This is a genomic window from Crossiella cryophila (assembly GCF_014204915.1).
Taxonomy (GTDB): Bacteria; Actinomycetota; Actinomycetes; order Mycobacteriales; family Pseudonocardiaceae; genus Crossiella; species Crossiella cryophila.
Genome location: NZ_JACHMH010000001.1, coordinates 3236086 through 3251883 on the forward strand (window position 1 = coordinate 3236086; position 15798 = coordinate 3251883).

At 71.2% G+C, this 15798-nt stretch carries 11 protein-coding genes; 5 read left to right on the plus strand and 6 right to left on the minus strand.

Annotated features, from left to right (window positions below; genetic code table 11):
- Positions 1–6: 6 nt before the first annotated feature.
- Positions 7–1020, minus strand: a complete 1014-nt coding sequence (add, locus tag HNR67_RS15050) for an adenosine deaminase (RefSeq protein WP_246492513.1) — start codon at positions 1018–1020, stop codon at positions 7–9.
- A 232-nt stretch (positions 1021–1252) separates the two neighbouring features.
- Here add and HNR67_RS15055 point away from each other — a divergent pair, with 232 nt between their 5' ends.
- The 4 genes from HNR67_RS15055 (at position 1253) to HNR67_RS15070 (ending at position 9050) form a co-directional block, all read left to right on the plus strand.
- Positions 1253–3097, plus strand: coding sequence for a Xaa-Pro dipeptidyl-peptidase (locus tag HNR67_RS15055; protein WP_185002662.1), 1845 nt, complete (start codon positions 1253–1255; stop codon positions 3095–3097).
- Positions 3098–3660: 563 nt separating this feature from the next.
- Positions 3661–4179, plus strand: coding sequence for a M23 family metallopeptidase (locus tag HNR67_RS15060; protein ID WP_185002663.1), 519 nt, complete (start codon positions 3661–3663; stop codon positions 4177–4179).
- 207 nt (positions 4180–4386) lie between these two features.
- Positions 4387–7746 (plus strand): phosphodiester glycosidase family protein, encoded by a 3360-nt coding sequence (locus HNR67_RS15065; RefSeq protein ID WP_185002665.1) that lies wholly within the window; start codon positions 4387–4389, stop codon positions 7744–7746.
- A 191-nt stretch (positions 7747–7937) separates the two neighbouring features.
- On the plus strand, positions 7938–9050 hold the full coding sequence (locus tag HNR67_RS15070; protein ID WP_185002666.1) for a DUF4192 domain-containing protein: 1113 nt from the start codon (positions 7938–7940) through the stop codon (positions 9048–9050).
- Between the two features lie 19 nt (positions 9051–9069).
- On the opposite strand, the gene HNR67_RS46235 is transcribed toward HNR67_RS15070, so the two are convergent.
- The 5 genes from HNR67_RS46235 to HNR67_RS15095 form a co-directional block, all read right to left on the minus strand.
- Positions 9070–9774, minus strand: a complete 705-nt coding sequence (locus tag HNR67_RS46235; RefSeq protein WP_312987298.1) for a helix-turn-helix domain-containing protein — start codon at positions 9772–9774, stop codon at positions 9070–9072.
- An 881-nt stretch (positions 9775–10655) separates the two neighbouring features.
- Positions 10656–11255 (minus strand): flavoprotein, encoded by a 600-nt coding sequence (locus HNR67_RS15080; RefSeq protein ID WP_185002668.1) that lies wholly within the window; start codon positions 11253–11255, stop codon positions 10656–10658.
- A 3-nt stretch (positions 11256–11258) separates the two neighbouring features.
- Positions 11259–12218 carry a UDP-glucose 4-epimerase GalE gene (gene galE / locus HNR67_RS15085; RefSeq protein ID WP_185002669.1) on the minus strand — a complete coding sequence of 320 codons (960 nt, stop codon included), beginning with the start codon at positions 12216–12218 and terminating at the stop codon, positions 11259–11261.
- 94 nt (positions 12219–12312) lie between these two features.
- Positions 12313–13518, minus strand: coding sequence for a galactokinase (galK, locus tag HNR67_RS15090; protein WP_185002671.1), 1206 nt, complete (start codon positions 13516–13518; stop codon positions 12313–12315).
- A 267-nt stretch (positions 13519–13785) separates the two neighbouring features.
- Positions 13786–14478 carry a metal-dependent transcriptional regulator gene (locus HNR67_RS15095; RefSeq protein WP_185002673.1) on the minus strand — a complete coding sequence of 231 codons (693 nt, stop codon included), beginning with the start codon at positions 14476–14478 and terminating at the stop codon, positions 13786–13788.
- 98 nt (positions 14479–14576) lie between these two features.
- On the opposite strand from HNR67_RS15095, the gene HNR67_RS15100 reads away from it, so the two are divergent.
- On the plus strand, positions 14577–15428 hold the full coding sequence (locus tag HNR67_RS15100; RefSeq protein WP_185002674.1) for a sulfurtransferase: 852 nt from the start codon (positions 14577–14579) through the stop codon (positions 15426–15428).
- The last annotated feature ends 370 nt before the right edge of the window (positions 15429–15798 follow it).

Consider the following 15798-nt stretch of genomic DNA (forward strand, 5'->3'; position numbering starts at 1 on the left):
AGGTCCTCAGCCGGGCAGCGTGACCGAGTCCAGCTCGGCCAGCAGCCGGGCCTTGGTCGCCTCACCCGCGAAGGACACCTCGACCCCGGTGCGCGCGATCTCGACCAGTTGTTTCGCGGTCAGGCCCATCTTCTCGTGCGCGGCCAGGTACTCGCGGTTGAGGTCGGTGTCGAACATGCCGGGGTCGTCGGTGTTGAGCACCACCGGCACGCCCGCGGCCAACAGTTTTGGCAGCGGGTGATCTGCCAGGTCGAGCACCTCGCGGGTGCGCAGGTTGGAGTGCGGGGAGATCTCCAGCGGGATGCGGTGCTCGGCCAGGTAGGCGAGCAGCTTGGGATCCTGCACCGAGTGGATGCCGTGCCCGATCCGCACCGCGCCCAGATCGTGGATCGCCGACCACACCGACTCCGGGCCGGTGGTCTCCCCGGCGTGCGGCACGCTGGGCAGTCCGGCCTCGCGGGCCAGGTCGAACATGGGCTTGAACTGGCCCCGGGGCACGCCGATCTCCGGCCCGCCCAGCCCGAAGCCGACGGTGTGCGCGGGCTTGTGGTCCAGGTACCAGTTGACGGTCCGCCAGCCGGCCTCGACGCCCTGCTCGCCGGGGATGTCGTAGATCCAGTTCAGCTCGACGCCGTGTTCGGCCGCGGCCCGCTCCCGGCCGGTGGCCAGCGCCCGGACCAGGTCCTCATCGCCGATGCCCGCGTTGAAGTGGTTGACCGGGGTGACGGTGACCTCGGCGTAGCGGACCTGGTTGGCGGCCAGGTCGCGGGCCAGGCCGACCAGCAGGGTGACCACGTCGTCCTCGGTGGTGACCAGCCTGCCCAGTGCGCCGATGACCTGGATGAAGTGCGCGAAGTCGGTGAACTCGTAGTAGCGGGCCAGTTCGGCCCGGTCGGTGGGGACGCCGCGGTGCGGGTGCCTGCGGGCCAGTTCCAGCACGGTGTCCACCGAGGCGGCGCCGACCAGGTGTACGTGCAGCTCGGCCTTTGGCAGGGCGGCGACGAAGGAACGCATGTCCATGGGGATGACCTTTCGGTGAGGTGCGGTGGGCTGAGGGCGGAAGCCGCCGCTACCAGGCCAGGTCGCCCCGGGAGTGGTCGCTGCCGTACAGCGGCAGCAGCGCACCGGTCAACAAGGTCACCCGGTCAGTCTTGACCATCCGTTGGGAGCCGGTCAACGGGCTATTGACACGCGCCACACCTCGGGAAAGGGTGCCGGTGCCAACCAGCACACAAGATCACCAGGAGTGCCCATGAGGCGTGCTCGCAGTGTTCCGTTGACCGTGGCGCTCGCACTGACCGCGTTGCCGCTGACCGCGGCCCCCGCCGTGGCCGCCCCGCCGAGCGGTCCGGTGTTCGCCGACGGCGCGGCCCAACCGGTGTTCGACCCGAAGGACGTGTTGCGGGAGAACGTCTGGGTGCGCGCGCCGGTCGACTCCGACCGGGACGGCAAGGACGACGAGGCACACGCGCTGGTGGTGCGGCCCAAGGTGACCACCACGGGCCTGAAGGTGCCGGTGGTCTACCTGCCCAGCCCGTACTACGCGCCGACCAACGACGTGCCCAACCACAACGTCGACGTCGAGCTGCACGTGCCCAAGCGCCCCGGCCGCGACGGCGCGGTCACCAGCGCCCGCACCGACGAGCGGGTCGAGGCCGCCGTGGGCGGACCGCGGGAGAAGCCGATCCCGGTGTCCCGCTACGAGGAGTACTTCACCTCCCGCGGCTTCGCGGTGGTCTACGGCGAGTCCCTTGGCACCGGCGAGTCCACCGGCTGCCCCACCACCGGCGGCCGCAACGAGACCATCGGCGCGAAGTCCATTGTGGACTGGCTCAACGGCCGCGCCCCGGCCCGCGACGAGAAGGGCGCCGCCGCGACGGCGACCTGGAGCACCGGCAAGACCGGCATGATGGGCGTGTCCTACAACGGAACCCTGCCCAACGCGGTGGCCAGCACCGGGGTCAAGGGCCTGGAGGCCATCGTCCCGATCGCCGCGATCAGCAGCTGGTACGACTACTACCGGGCTGATGGCGCGGTAGTCGCCCCCGGCACCTACCAGGGTGAGGACGCCGACGTGCTCGCCGAGTACGTCTACACCCGCACCGACCGCGAGGTCTGCAAGCCGATCATCGCCGAGGTCGCCACCGCCCAGGACCGGATCACCGGCGACTACAGCGAGTTCTGGGACGAGCGCAACTACCTCAACGACGTCCGCAAGGTGAAGGCCGCGACCCTGGTCGTGCACGGCCTCAACGACTGGAACGTCAAGACCAAGCACGCCGCGCAGTGGTACGAGCAGCTGCGCAAGCAGGGCACCCCGCACAAGATCTGGTGGCACCAGTCCGGCCACTCCGACCCGTTCAGCCTGCGCAAGGACGAGTGGCTCAAGACCCTGAACCGCTGGTTCACCCGGTACCTGTACAGCCAGCAGAACGGGGTGGAGCAGGAACCCCGCGCCACCGTGCAGCGTGAGGACAAGAGCTGGGTGCAGGAGGCCGAATGGCCAGCCCCCGGCACCCGCGAGGTCGGCTTCCACCCGTTGCCCGGCGGCAACACCACCGGCGCCCTGAGCCACGTAGACGGAGTCCACGGCCGCCCGGTCCTGGAGAACATCGTCGACGACGCGAGCAAGAAGGCGGAGGACCTGACCGCGGCCGCCGAGTCCCCACACCGGCTGTCCTACTTCAGCGGCCCGGCCGCGGCCCCACTGCGCGTGTCCGGCACCGTCGGCGTGGACCTCAAGGTCTCCTTCACCCGCCCCGCCGCCAACCTCACGGCGTTGTTGGTCGACCGAGCCCCCGACGGCAAGAACCACATCATCACCCGAGGCTGGACCGACCCCCAGAACCGCACCAGCGAAGACCGCACCCAGCCCCTGCGCCCGGGAGTGCAGTACCGGGTGAACCTCGAGATGCAGCCGGACGACTACGTCCTGCCCGCAGGCCACAAACTCGGCCTGGTCCTGCTCTCCAGCGACTACGACTACACCCTGCGCCCCAAGCCCGGCGCCGGCCTGTCGGTCAACCTGAACCAGTCCGAGTTCACCCTCCCGATCGTGGGCGGCACCGCCGCGGCCCGAGCCGCCTTCGGCTCGTAGCCCACAACCCAACCAACGGCGGCCCGGGGCCCATCCCCACCAACGGAGACCCACTGGTTCGCCCCAGCCAACGGCGACCCGCCGGTTCGCCCTAACCACCAGCGACCCCGACGGTTCAGTCCCAGCCAACGGAGACCCGCCGGTTCAGTCTCAACCACCAGCGACGCAGTCGGTTCAGGCCCAACCAACGGCGACCCGCCGCTCAGCCCGAACCGCCGGCGACCTCGCTGATCAACCCCAACCACCGAGGCCCCCGAGCACCCAAGCTCGGGGGCCTCGGCCTGTCCCCACCAGTGCCCCTGGGCCCGGCCGCCAGCAACCCCGGCCAGCGTCGCCGGGCCTCTGCTCCTCGCTCCCGGCCTAGTCCCCGCCTGCCCTCCCTCCCTTCCCTGGGCCTTTCCGCCCCGCCCGAGTCGTCCAAACGTCGCGACCAGTCGTGATCAAGTCACCTGAACCGATTTCGAGAATTCTTAACCAAGTGCCGCCGCAGTTTGTATATGGTTTGTAGGCGGGTTGTACAAGCCGCTGCTGTCCTGTCACCTCCTCATCCCTGCGGAGGTCACATGCCCAGCAAGCGTCTTGTCGCGGTGCTCGCCGGAGTCGTCGTCGCCCCCGTGCTGACCGTCGTGGTCGGCACGGGTTCGGCGAGCGCCGCACCCGCGTTCCAACTGCCGTTCCCCTGCGGACAGGTCTGGTCCGGACAGACCCGCACCAACCACAACCCGCAACTGTCCATCGACTTCAACCGCGCCAACGACGAGGGGGACATCGTGGACGCCTCGGCCGCCGGCACGGTGACCGTCGTCGGCAACCTCGGCTCCACCAGCTACGGCCGGTGGATCGAGATCGACCACGGCGCGGGCTGGCGCACCCGGTACGCCCACCTGTCGGCGCAACGGGTCAGCGTCGGCCAGCGGGTCACCCGCGGTCAGCAGATCGGCAACGTCGGCAACACCGGTGGCTCCACCGGCGCACACCTGCACTTCGAGCAGCGCCTCAACGGCGCCGCCGTCCGCATCGCCTTCAACGGCGCGGCCGCCCTGTATTACGGCACCCGGAACTACACCAGTCAGAACTGCTGACCCCTGACGTGGCGCGTCAGATCGCCCCCCCCAGTGACGCGCCACCCACGGACCTCCCGGTCTCACCCCCCTGGGCCGGGAGGTCCGCTTTTTCCTGGGCGTGTCATCCGGCGTCCATCTGGCGGCTAGTCAAACTTCCCCCAGGTGCGTTGTGCTTTCTGTTGGCAATTCACCAAGCTGGATGTCCGTCCTGATCCGGAGGTCGCCGTGCGAGCCCTGCGCGCCACCGTCGCCCTGCTGTCGGTCCTCGCCCTCACCACCGCCGTCCCCGCCCCGGCCCTGGCCGAGCGGCACGGCGTCACCGCACCGCTGGGCCCGCGTCCGATCGAGGACGCCCCGGCCGCCTCCGCCGCCGACGGCGCCATTGCCACGCTCACCACGGCGGCGCCCCGCGCGGACGCCCTGCCGGTGAGCGAGGTGACCTCGCCGGTCGCCCCCGGCCTGGACCTGACCGAGTTCGACCGCCTGGACGCCCGTGGCTGGATCCGCGGCGATGTCCTCACCGCCGACCTGGGCCGTGGCACCCTGCGCCCCGCCTACCTGAGCCCCGGCGTGGTCGCGGCCCGCAGCCCGCTGTCCGAACAGGCCGCCGCCCGCGGTGTGGTCGCCGGGGTCAACGGCGACTTCTTCGACATCAACGCCACCGGCGCCCCGCTCGGCGTCGGCATGGACGCGGGCGCGTTGCGGCACGCCCCCGCCACCGGCCACAACCTCACCGCGGCCGTCGGTCCCGCTGATCTGGGACGTCTGGCCGAGGTGTTCCTCGATGCCACCATCACCCTGCCCGGCGGCATCCGCCTGACTGGCACCAACCTGAACTCACCGGTCATCGCGGCCAACGGCGTCGGCGTGTTCACCGCGCTGTGGGGCCACGCGTCCCGCCGCACCGCCATCGGCACCGCGTCCAAGGCGACCGAGGTAGAGCTGCGTGACGGCGTGGTGACCGCGGTCCGTCCCACCCCGGGTGAGGGGCCGATCCCGGCCAACACCGCCTACCTGCTCGGCGTCGACGCGGGCGCCGATCGCCTCGCCGGTCTCGTCCCGGGTCAACGGGTCGAGGTGGCTTACAAGCCGCGTACCGACGGCCCGGTCCCGCTCGCCGCGGTCGGCGGCAATCGGGTCCTGGTCAAGGACGGCGTCGTGCAGAACCTCGACGACACCACCATGCACCCGCGTACCGCCGTCGGCTTCTCCGCTGACGGCCGTCGCCTGTGGATGGTGACGGTCGACGGCAGGCAGGCCGACAGCCGAGGCATGACCGAACGCGAACTCGCCGAACTGTTGCGCTCCTTCGGTGCCGACGACGCCCTGAACCTGGACGGCGGCGGCTCGTCCACGCTGCTGGCCCGCCGCCCCGGCGACAGTGCCGCCGGCGTGCACAACCAGCCCTCCGACGGTGGCGAACGCTTGGTGCCCAACGGAATCGGCTTGACCGCGAATCGCGGCAGCGGCCGTCTGACCGCCTTCCGCGTGGAACCGGCTGTCCGGGCCGGTGCGGCCGACCGAGTGCTTGCCGGTCAGACCCGAGTCGTGACTGCCCATGGTCACGACGAGACTGGTGCCCCTGTCCCCGGTGAACCCACCTGGCGTGTTGCCCCAACACAAGCCGGGAAGGTGTCCCGAGGTGTGTTCCACGCTAGCACTTCCGGGAAGGCGACTGTGACCGCTTCCCGGGGTTCTGCCAAGGGATCGGCGAGTTTCACCGTATTGGGTAAGGCCGCCCGGATCGACTCCGACACTGAGCGCGTCTCGCTGTCCGGACTGGGCGCCCGCGGCCGGTTCCAGATCCTCGGGCAGGACGCCGAGGGCTTCAGCAGCTGGCTCGAACCCGCCGACGTGACCCTCGAATACGACCAGCGCGTGGTGCAGATCAGCAAGGACCGCAACGGTTTCGTCGCCGCGGCCGTCACCGGCTCCGGTGCCACCGTGGTCAAGGCCAAGGTCGGCGACCTGACCACCCACCTGGGCGTCACTGTCGGCGTCAGCCCTCGCGTTGTGTCCACAATGGACGATCTGACCGGCTGGCAGACCAGTGTCTTCCCTGCCGTGGTCGGTGCCACGATTTCCCTGGTGCCAGGCCGAAACGGTGGCAAGGCGATCGGTCTCGACTACCGCCTCACCGGCACCACCGCGACCCGCGCCGCCTATCTGAACGCCGACCCGCCCGCCGCGCTGCCCCCTGGCACCCAACGGCTTGGCGTGTGGGCACACGGTGACAACAGCAAGGCGTGGCTGCGCATGACCCTGCTGGACGCCGCGGGCACGCCCACCGTCGTGGACCTCGCCCGCCAGGTCGACTGGACCGGCTGGCGCTACGTCGAGGCCCCGATTCCGGCCGCGCTGACCGGACAGCTCCGCCTGCAACGGCTCTACGTGGTGGAGACCGACCGCGAACGCCAGTACGAAGGCAAGATCGCCTTCGCCGAACTGACCGCGCAGGCCGCCGTCCCGATCACCGTTCCCGCCGATCCCATGGCCCAGGACCCGGCGATCATCCGCACCGGCACGCTGGAACCCCGTCCAGGCGCGGTGCGGGTGGCGGTGGTCAGCGACGCCCAGTTCACCGCGGACGCCCCCGAGGGCCCGCTGGTCGCACAGGCCCGGCGCACCCTCCGCGAAGCGCTGGCCGCCCGGCCCGAGGTCGTGCTGATCAACGGCGATCTCGTCGACCGCGCCCTGCCCGCCGACATGGCCCTGGCCCGGCAGATCCTGGACAGCGAGCTGGGCGACCGCGTTCCCTGGTTCTACCTGCCCGGCAACCACGAGACCTACGGACCGGGGGACACCTCCGAGTTCCGCAAGCACTTCGGCGCTACCCACCGGGTGGTCGACAAGAACGGCCTGCGCCTGATCCTGCTCGACTCCTCGCTGGGCTCGCTCCGCGCGGGCGGATTCGACCAGGTACGCGCGCTGCGCACCGCGCTGGACACCGCGGCCACCGATCCGAACGTCAGGTCGGTGCTGGTCGCGATGCACCACCCGGTGGACGATCCGACCCCCGCGGCCGCCTCGGAGCTGTCCGACGCCAAGGAAGCCAGCCTGCTGACCACCTGGCTGGCCGAATTCCGGGCCAGGAGCGGGAAACCGGCGGTGTCGGTGGCCGCGCACGCCGGCCTGTTCCACGCGACCAGGCGCGACGGCGTCCCCTACCTGATCAACGGAAACTCCGGGAAGGCGCCGGCCGCGGCCCCGGCCGACGGCGGATTCACCGGCTGGACGCTGCTCCGGGTCGACCCCGCCGCCGCGAATCCCGTACAGGCCGAGCAGCGCCCGCATGTGGACGGCCTGACGCTGGACGTCCCGGCCACGCTGGCCCCTGGCGTCGGCCACCGGCTGACGCCGACCGTGCGGCAGGGTGCCCGGACGTTCCCGATCACCTATCCCATCGCGGCCACCTACACCGCGACCGACGCACTGCATGTGGGGCCACCGGCCACCGCGGGCCCGGCGCACATCGCCGCCTTCGACCCGGCGACCGGCGTGCTCACCGCCCTGCGACCCGGCACGGCCACCCTCACGCTGACCGTCAACAACACGGCTGTCAGCGCACCCGTCACAGTCCGCTGACTTGCGGCGGAATCCGAAATCCCAGCGGCGGTCCCGGCACCAACCACGCCGGGACCGCCTTATACACCACCCCGCCGCCACTCCCGCCTGAAACCGCTCTCAAGATCGCGACCTATCCACAACAAGGCACCTGTCCACAGCCTCCCGCCGAGCCGATTCCCTCCCCGCCCCCTCCCCGCCAAGCTCGATCCATGACCACAGCCACGGCCACCGCCGCCCCACCGTGCCCACCCCGGCAGACCGTCCACCTCTGGGAACCCGGCGACGTCATCGCCGCCCTGCCACCGCTCATCGGCTTCCACCCGACCGATTCGGTGGTGATCCTCTACCTGGCCGACCGCGCCAGGCTGGAGATCCAACGCGTTCTCCGCGCCGATCTGCCCTCGCCCAAGGGTGAGGAGGAGTTCGTCGCGTTCGCCCGCGACAACATCCTCGAGAGCGGAGCCACCTCGGTGCAGCTCTGCGTCATCGGCGGTGGCACGCGCAAACCCACCGAGCCGGACGAATCCGGGACCGTCGTCGCCCTGCCCACCCGGCCGCCGCGGCGTGCGCTGGTCCTCGCCCTCACCCAGGTACTCCGCAAACAAGGCATCGAGGTCATGGAATCGCTGTGGGCCGACAGCACCCGGCACAACGCCTCCTGGCAGGACTACGAACACCCGGAGAACACCGGAGCGGTGCCGGATCCGGATGCCTCGCTGCTGACCGTGGCCACCGTCGCCGCGGGCGGCATCACCTACGACTCCCGAGCGGAGCTGGCCAAGAACCTGGAGGGTGAGGAACAGGCGCTGAGCAGGCGCAGTTGCCGGCTCGACTGGCACACGGACCACACGATCCCCGGCGGCGGCCCGACGCCCGCGGCAGGCATCCGTGCCATCCAGGCCGAACTGAAGAACATCGCGGACGGCTCCTTCAAGGTGACCGACAACCTCATCGTCCGTCTCGCGCTGTCCCTCAACGACCACCGGGTCCGGGACGTGGCCTTGACCATGACCCTGCGTGAGGAAGCAGGCGATGCCGCCGAGCGGCTGTGGCTGGAGCTGACCCGCGAGACCCCGGCGCCGGAATGCGCCGAACCGGCCACCCTGCTCGCCTTCGCCGCGTACCGCCGGGGTGACGGCGTGCTGGCCAACATCGCCCTGGAACACGCCACCAAGGCCCAGCCGGGCCACATGCTGGCCTCGCTGCTCGGCCGGGCCATCGACGCCGGACTGCCGCCGAAGGACGTGCTGACCGCGGTCAACAACTCCCACCGGCTCGGCATGGACATCGTCATCCCCCAGCAGTCGACCAAGGTGGACTGAACCGCGAGACCCCCGCCGGTCAGTCCGAGCGGTACCTCAGCAGCTCGCCCGGCTGACAGCGCAGCGCGTCGCTCAGCAGGGTCAGCGTGGAGAACCGCATGGCCTTTGCCTTGCCGGACTTGAGAATGGAGAGATTCGCGATGCTGATCTGAACCCGATGGGACAGCTCGGTGAGCGTCATGCCCCGGCGCTCCAGGAGTTCGTCCCGCACCACCACACCGCGCCGGACGATCTCCGACCCGGCCGGCGCGGCCAACCCGACCAACGTCCAGACCAACGCACGACCGTCCGGCCACTGGAGCATCGCGGGGACGGTCAGCACCACCTCGGTGAGCCCGGACCGCGCCACGGAGTCGAGCACCCCGGCGGCCAGGTTGCCGAACAACAGCAGGAACCCGATGTGCCGCAACGCTCGCGCCGTCGTCGCGGCGAACATCGGCCGCTCACCCACATTGACCCGACGCATCACCCGAGCCGCCAGGAGGAGCGCAACCACACCGATCAGCGCGTAAGGCAGCCAGGCCAGCAGCGCCATCCAGAAGAACTCCACCGAACCGTCCCGAGCGAGAAAGGTGACGATCCCACCCCCGACCCGAAACCTCGGCGCCAGCCCGTGCGGCGCGGTCGCCGACCTCGCCAGTCCGACCGACTGTTCCCCCACAGTCAGCCGGATTCCCACCTCGACCAGCCGGACGATCCCCACAAACGCGGCGACCACCGCCACCCACCGCGACCACCGAGTGGGCGCCCCGGCCCCCAACACAGCACGTTCAATGGTTCCCCCGAACCTCGGCCTTATCGAATAACGACAAAGCGTCCGACCGCTGATCGGTTACCCGCGGTCCTGCCGGTCAGCCACTGAACTCCCGGAGGTGATCCCCAGCCCACGACCCGAACCCCGTCGCGCCCCGCCCGGCACCAGCGACATGTCCCGGTCACCACGGCGCTATGCCCCCGCCGTGCCCAGGACGCCCCAGCGGCGATCGCGTCCACGATCGCCGTTCCCATCCCCGCCCGAGCAACCGAGCCCATGCCTCCGCCAGGCGCGCCGCTTGATGCGGCACGCTGAGCGGCTCGGGTCAGATCAACTACCAGTCTGTCCATTGTGGACGGAAGAGAGGAGGATATCCGCCGTCGCCATGTCCATGTCCATGTCCCGCAGATCGAACACACCCTGGGCGGCCGTGCCGGTCATGTCCGGGCCGGTGCACCGGCCCGGACAGATCGGCCCAGCCCAGTGTGTTCGGGGCGAAGCTCGACAGTCGCAGGATCGTCCAGTCCAGCGCGCTGGCCCGCACTGCCTCGGTGTGCCAGCGACTGATCACGGCGCCACCGTCACATTCGCCCGTCTCGCCCAGGACCGGGCGGCGTTGTCGGTGGCGGACACCAGCCTGCGTTGGCCGTTGGCCGTTGGCGCGGCGGGACACTGCGGGATGACCGTGGCGCGGCACTTGGCCGCTGCGCTTCGGACGAGAGCGGGCTTCGCCGCCTAGCGGGACGCTGTTGATGAGCCTGGTGCCGTCGCGGGTGCTGTGGCGTGTCCGCGGTGACGCCGACGGGCGCCTTGCGACGGGCTCGGCGTGGTTGCTTGGTGGGCTCGGCGCGTCAGCTGAGTTCGTCCGCCACCGCTGCCAGGACCTGTTCCCAGGGGATGGTGGGGCCGCTGGTGGTGGGCAGGATGCGGACGCCTGCGTCGCGGAGGCGTTCCAGGTGGCCGGGCCAGGCTGGGTGGCGGGTGGAGTCCGGGGAGACCCTCGGGAGCAGGATGACCGGGGTGTTGGGCATGCCCAGGGCTTCGCACAGGTGGGTGAGGGCTTGGTTGTCGGACAGGCCCAGGGCCAGTTTGGCGATGGTGTTGGCCGTGGCGGGGGCCACCGCGTAGCAGTCCGCGGGCGGGTGTGGCTTGGGTTCCGTTGGCAGGCGGGGGTTCCAGCGGACCGGGAGACCGGTGAGATCTGCCAGGGGCGTTACGAGGTCGGCTGCCTCGAACCAGCGGGCGGCGGTGGGGGTCAGGGTGATGGCCACCTGCCAGCCCTGGGTGACGGCGGGGCGGACGAAGCCGTCGAGGAGTCCCTCGGCCCCGCCTGCCCCGGAGACGACCAGGCCGACCACCGGCGTGGCTGGGCCGACCACCGGAGTGGTCGGGGCACTCGCCGGGGTGGCTGAGGTGGCCGCCGGGGCGGCGGGGACGGGGGTGTCAGGCATGGGTCAGTTGGTCCTGGCCTTGGTGAACTCCCAGGCGTCGGCGACGATGCCGGCCAGGTCGGCGCGCTGGGGCTTCCAGCCCAGGTCCTCGCGGGCGCGGTCGCTGGCGGCGATCAGCACCGCGGGATCGCCCGCGCGGCGGGGGGAGATCTTGGCGGGGATGGGGTGGCCGGTGACCGTGCGGCAGGTCTCGATGACCTGCTGGACGGAGAAGCCGGTGCCGTTGCCCAGGTTGAAGATCCGGTGCTCGCCCGCGGTGGCGTGTTCCAGGGCGAGGAGGTGGGCGTCGGCCAGGTCGACGACGTGGATGTAGTCGCGGACGCAGGTGCCGTCCTCGGTGGGCCAGTCGTCGCCGAAGACCTGGATCTGCTCGCGCTGGCCCAGGGCGACCTGGAGCACCAGCGGGATCAGGTGGGTCTCGGTGGCGTGGCGCTCGCCGAACTGGCCGTAGGCGCCGGCCACGTTGAAGTAGCGCAGGCTGACCGCGGCCAGGCCGTGGGCGGCGGCGTAGGAGGTCATCGCGTGGTCGATGGCCAGCTTGCTCGCGCCGTAGGTGTTGGTCGGGCTGGTCGGCGCGGTCTCCTGGATCGGGACCTCCTTCGGCTCGCCGTAGGTGGCGGCGGTGGAGGAGAAGACCAGGCGGGGGGTGCCGTGTTCCTTGATCGCGTCGAGGAGCTTCAGCGAGGTCACCACGTTGCCCTGCCAGTACTTGGCCGGGTCGACCATGGATTCGCCGACCAGGGACTTGGCGGCGAAGTGCAGCACGCCGTCGAAGCCCTCGGCGAGCAGGGTGCCCGCGACCTCGCCGATGTCGCCCTGCACGAACCGGGTGCCCGCGGGAACCGCGTCGGCGTGGCCGGTGGACAGGTCGTCCACCACGGTCACCTCATGTCCGGACTCCACCAACCGGGCAGCGCACACGCTGCCCACGTATCCGGCGCCGCCCGTGACGAGAAGCCTCACTACATCCAACCTTCCTGTGGGAGAGAACTGCTGGTCAGCGCGGCCGCGCTGGAGTTCCGCGGCGGCGGCCGACCGGGTCAACCTAGCGAAGCGGCTACTTGTCCCTGCCAGCGCCCGCCGCGGGCACCCCGCTGAACAGGCGCGGCGGGGTCAGCCTGCGTTCGGCGAAGGCGGCCGTGACCTCGGCGCGGACCCGCTCGCCCAGTTCGACCGGGACCAGGGCGATCGCCGAGCCGCCGAAACCGCCGCCGGTCATCCGGGCGCCCAGGGCGCCCGCGTTCAGGGCGGAGTCGACGGCGACGTCGAGTTCCAGGCAGGAGATGCGGTAGTCGTCGCGCATGCTGGCGTGCGAGGCGGTCAGGATCGGGCCGATCGCGGCGAGGTCGCCCGCGCGCAGATGGTCGACGGTGGCCAGGACCCGAGCGTTCTCGGTGACGATGTGCCGGACCAGGGGGCGCAGGTTCTCCGGGAGGGTGGCTTCGGCCGCGGCCAGGCCGTCCAGGGAGACATCGCGCAGGGCCGGGATGCCGAGCAGTTCGGCGGCCTGTTCGCAGCCCGCACGGCGGGCTGCGTAGCCGCCGTCGGTGTGCGAGTGGCTGGCCCTGGTGTCGATGACCAGGATCTCCAGGCCGTGGGCGGCGGCGTTGAACGGGACCTGCTCGGTCTCGCCGGAGCGGACGTCCAGGAACAGGGCGTGGCCCTCGACGCAGCGCAGGGACGCGGTCTGGTCCAGCAGGCCGGTGGGGGCGCCGACGAAGTCGTTCTCGGCGCGCTGGATCCAGCGCGCCAGGGTGGGCAGGTCGGGGGCGAGGCTGGCCGCGCCCGAGCCGGGAGAAGCGGGGGCCTGGACCGCCGGGTGGCCGGAGAGATCCAGGAGGGCCAGGGCGGTGGCGCATTCCAGGGCGTGGGAGCTGGAGAGGCCGGCGCCCGCGGGGACGTCGCCCGCGATGAGCAGGGTGGCGCCGGTGACCGGGATGCCGTTCTCGCGCAGGGACCAGGCGACGCCGCTGGGGTAGGCGGGCCAGCCGGAGAGCAGGCCGGGGGTCAGGGCGGCGACTGGGACGGGGTCGGCCTGGTTGAGCTTGCCGTCATCGCCCAGGGTGGCCACCGAGAGCAGGCCGTCGGTGCGGGGGGCGGCGGCCACGGCGATGCGGTGCGGGATCGCGAAGGGGAGCACGTAACCGTCGTTGTAGTCGGTGTGCTCGCCGATCAGGTTCACCCGGCCGGGGGCCGACCACACGCCAGTGGGTTCACCGATGCGCGTGCGGAACTCCTCCGCCGCCCGTTGGGCCTGGTTCACACGTACTCCATGGTGGATAGCGGCGGCGGATGGTGAGTGAGCTGGTGGTGCTGCGTCCGGAGGCGCTGGAGACCTCGGAGCCAGGTTGCCTGGGGCTGCCCAGGCTGGGGGCCGGGCGTTACCTCGGCCGAGGTGCCGGGGACTGCCGAGGTGCCGGGGACTGCCGAGGTGCTGGGGACTGCCCGGACCGGGTCACTGGAGGCGGCCCGGATCGGGGCGTCGGGCGCCGCCCGGACCCGCTGCTGGTGGCCAGCGGGTCGGGCGGGTTCAGCGGGTTCGGACGAGCACCGCGTGGGCGATGTCGTAGGTCAGCTCGGCCGAGGCGGAGTCGCCGGTGACGCGTACGGGCTGGCTGGCGCCGGACTGGTGCACCCGCACTGTGCCGCCGGGGGTGATGCCCGCCGACTTCAGTTCGTTCATCAGGTCCGGGTCCGACTGGACGTGCTCGGCGATGCGGCAGACCTCCACCTCACCACCGCCCGCCCTGGCGATGTCGGTGAGCCGGCGCAGGTCCAGGTCCGCGGGCGGGGCGGGTTCGCCGACGCCCAGGCGGTCCAGACCGGGGATGGGGTTGCCGTAGGGCGAGGTGGTGGGGTGGTTGAGGAGTTTGACGAGCTTGCGCTCGACCGCCTCGCTCATCACGTGCTCCCAGCGGCAAGCCTCGCTGTGCACGTGCTCCCACTCCAGGCCGATGACGTCGACCAGCAGGCGTTCGGCGAGCCGGTGTTTGCGCATCACGGCGATCGCCCGGCTGCGGCCGGCGTCGGTCAGCTCAAGGTGCCGGTCGTCGGCGACAATGAGCAGCCCGTCGCGCTCCATCCGCGCGACGGTCTGACTGACCGTCGGCCCGCTCTGTTCCAGTCGCTCGGCGATGCGGGCGCGCAGTGGAACCACGCCCTCTTCCTCAAGCTCGTAGATGGTGCGGAGGTACATCTCGGTGGTGTCGATGAGGTCGTTCACACGCGCTCCCCTTCGTCGTGGGCAATGTTAGTCCTACTGGCTGACATCCATGGCGTTCACCCGGTGTCAGGAGTAGTGCGGGCGGGCAGTATGGGGTGGTGCATCCGCTGATCACTCCCGCCGCGCTGGCCGAGCTGCTCACCACTGACCACCCACCGGTGGTCCTCGACGTGCGGTGGCGGCTCGCCGGGCCGCCGGCCCGCGCCGACTACGACCGCGACCATCTGCCGGGCGCGGTCTTCGTCGACCTCGACGCCGACCTCTCTGCAACGCCGGGACCCCTCGGTCGTCATCCCCTGCCCGGCACAGATCACCTCCAGGCCGTGCTGCGCGCGGCCGGGGTGTCCGCCGGGACACCCGTGGTGGCCTACGACGCGGGCGACGGTTCGGTGGCGGCGCGGCTGTGGTGGCTGCTGCGCTGGGCCGGGCATGGCGAGGTCGCCGTACTCAACGGAGGTTACTCTGCGTGGACGAAGGCTGGACACCCGGTCACGGCCGAAGTCCCGTCGCCACGGCCGGGTGACATCGTGGTCGAACCGGGGCAGTTGCCGGTGCTGGACGCCGAGCAGGCCGGGAAATGGGCCCGGGAGGCGTTGCTGCTGGACGCCCGCGCGCCGGAGCGTTACCGCGGTGAGGTCGAGCCGATCGACCCGGCGGCCGGGCACGTGCCGGGGGCGGTGAACGCGCCGTTCTCCGGGCACATCGGGCCGGACGGGTCCTGGCGCACCGCCGAGGAGCTGGCGGCGCGGTTCCGGGAGCTGGGGGTCGGGGCGGGGCAGCCGGTGGGGGCGTACTGCGGGTCGGGGGTGACGGCCTCCTCGATCGTGCTCGCGCTGGAGGTGTCGGGGCTGACGAGTGCGGCGGCGCCCGCGGTGTTGTACGCGGGGTCGTGGTCGAACTGGTCGGCGGATCCGAGCCGTCCGGTGGCCACCGGTGAGCTGCCGGGCTGATCCGGCGGGTGTTGGTGAGCTGCCCGGCTGACTGGGCGGGGCCTGGCTGACTGCCCGGGTGACTGGGTGGGGACTAGCTGACTGCCCGGGTGACTGGGCGGGCGCCGCGAGCGGAAGTGGGGCGCCGCAAGGAAGCTGGGGGCCTCGATGAGAGGCGGGGGTGCTGCCGGAGTGGTGGGGTCTTGCCGGGAACGGCGAGGTGTCGCCGGGAATGGTGGTGCCTGGCTGGAAATCTTGGCGGTGCAAGGAAAATCGGATGACAGGGCGCACCGCGTCCTGTCATTCTTCGCGGCATGTTCGGGACCGTCCACAGCGCATCGCTCGCAGGCCACTGCCTGCCGGGCGCGCTGTCGGCCGTCTCAGCCTGGCT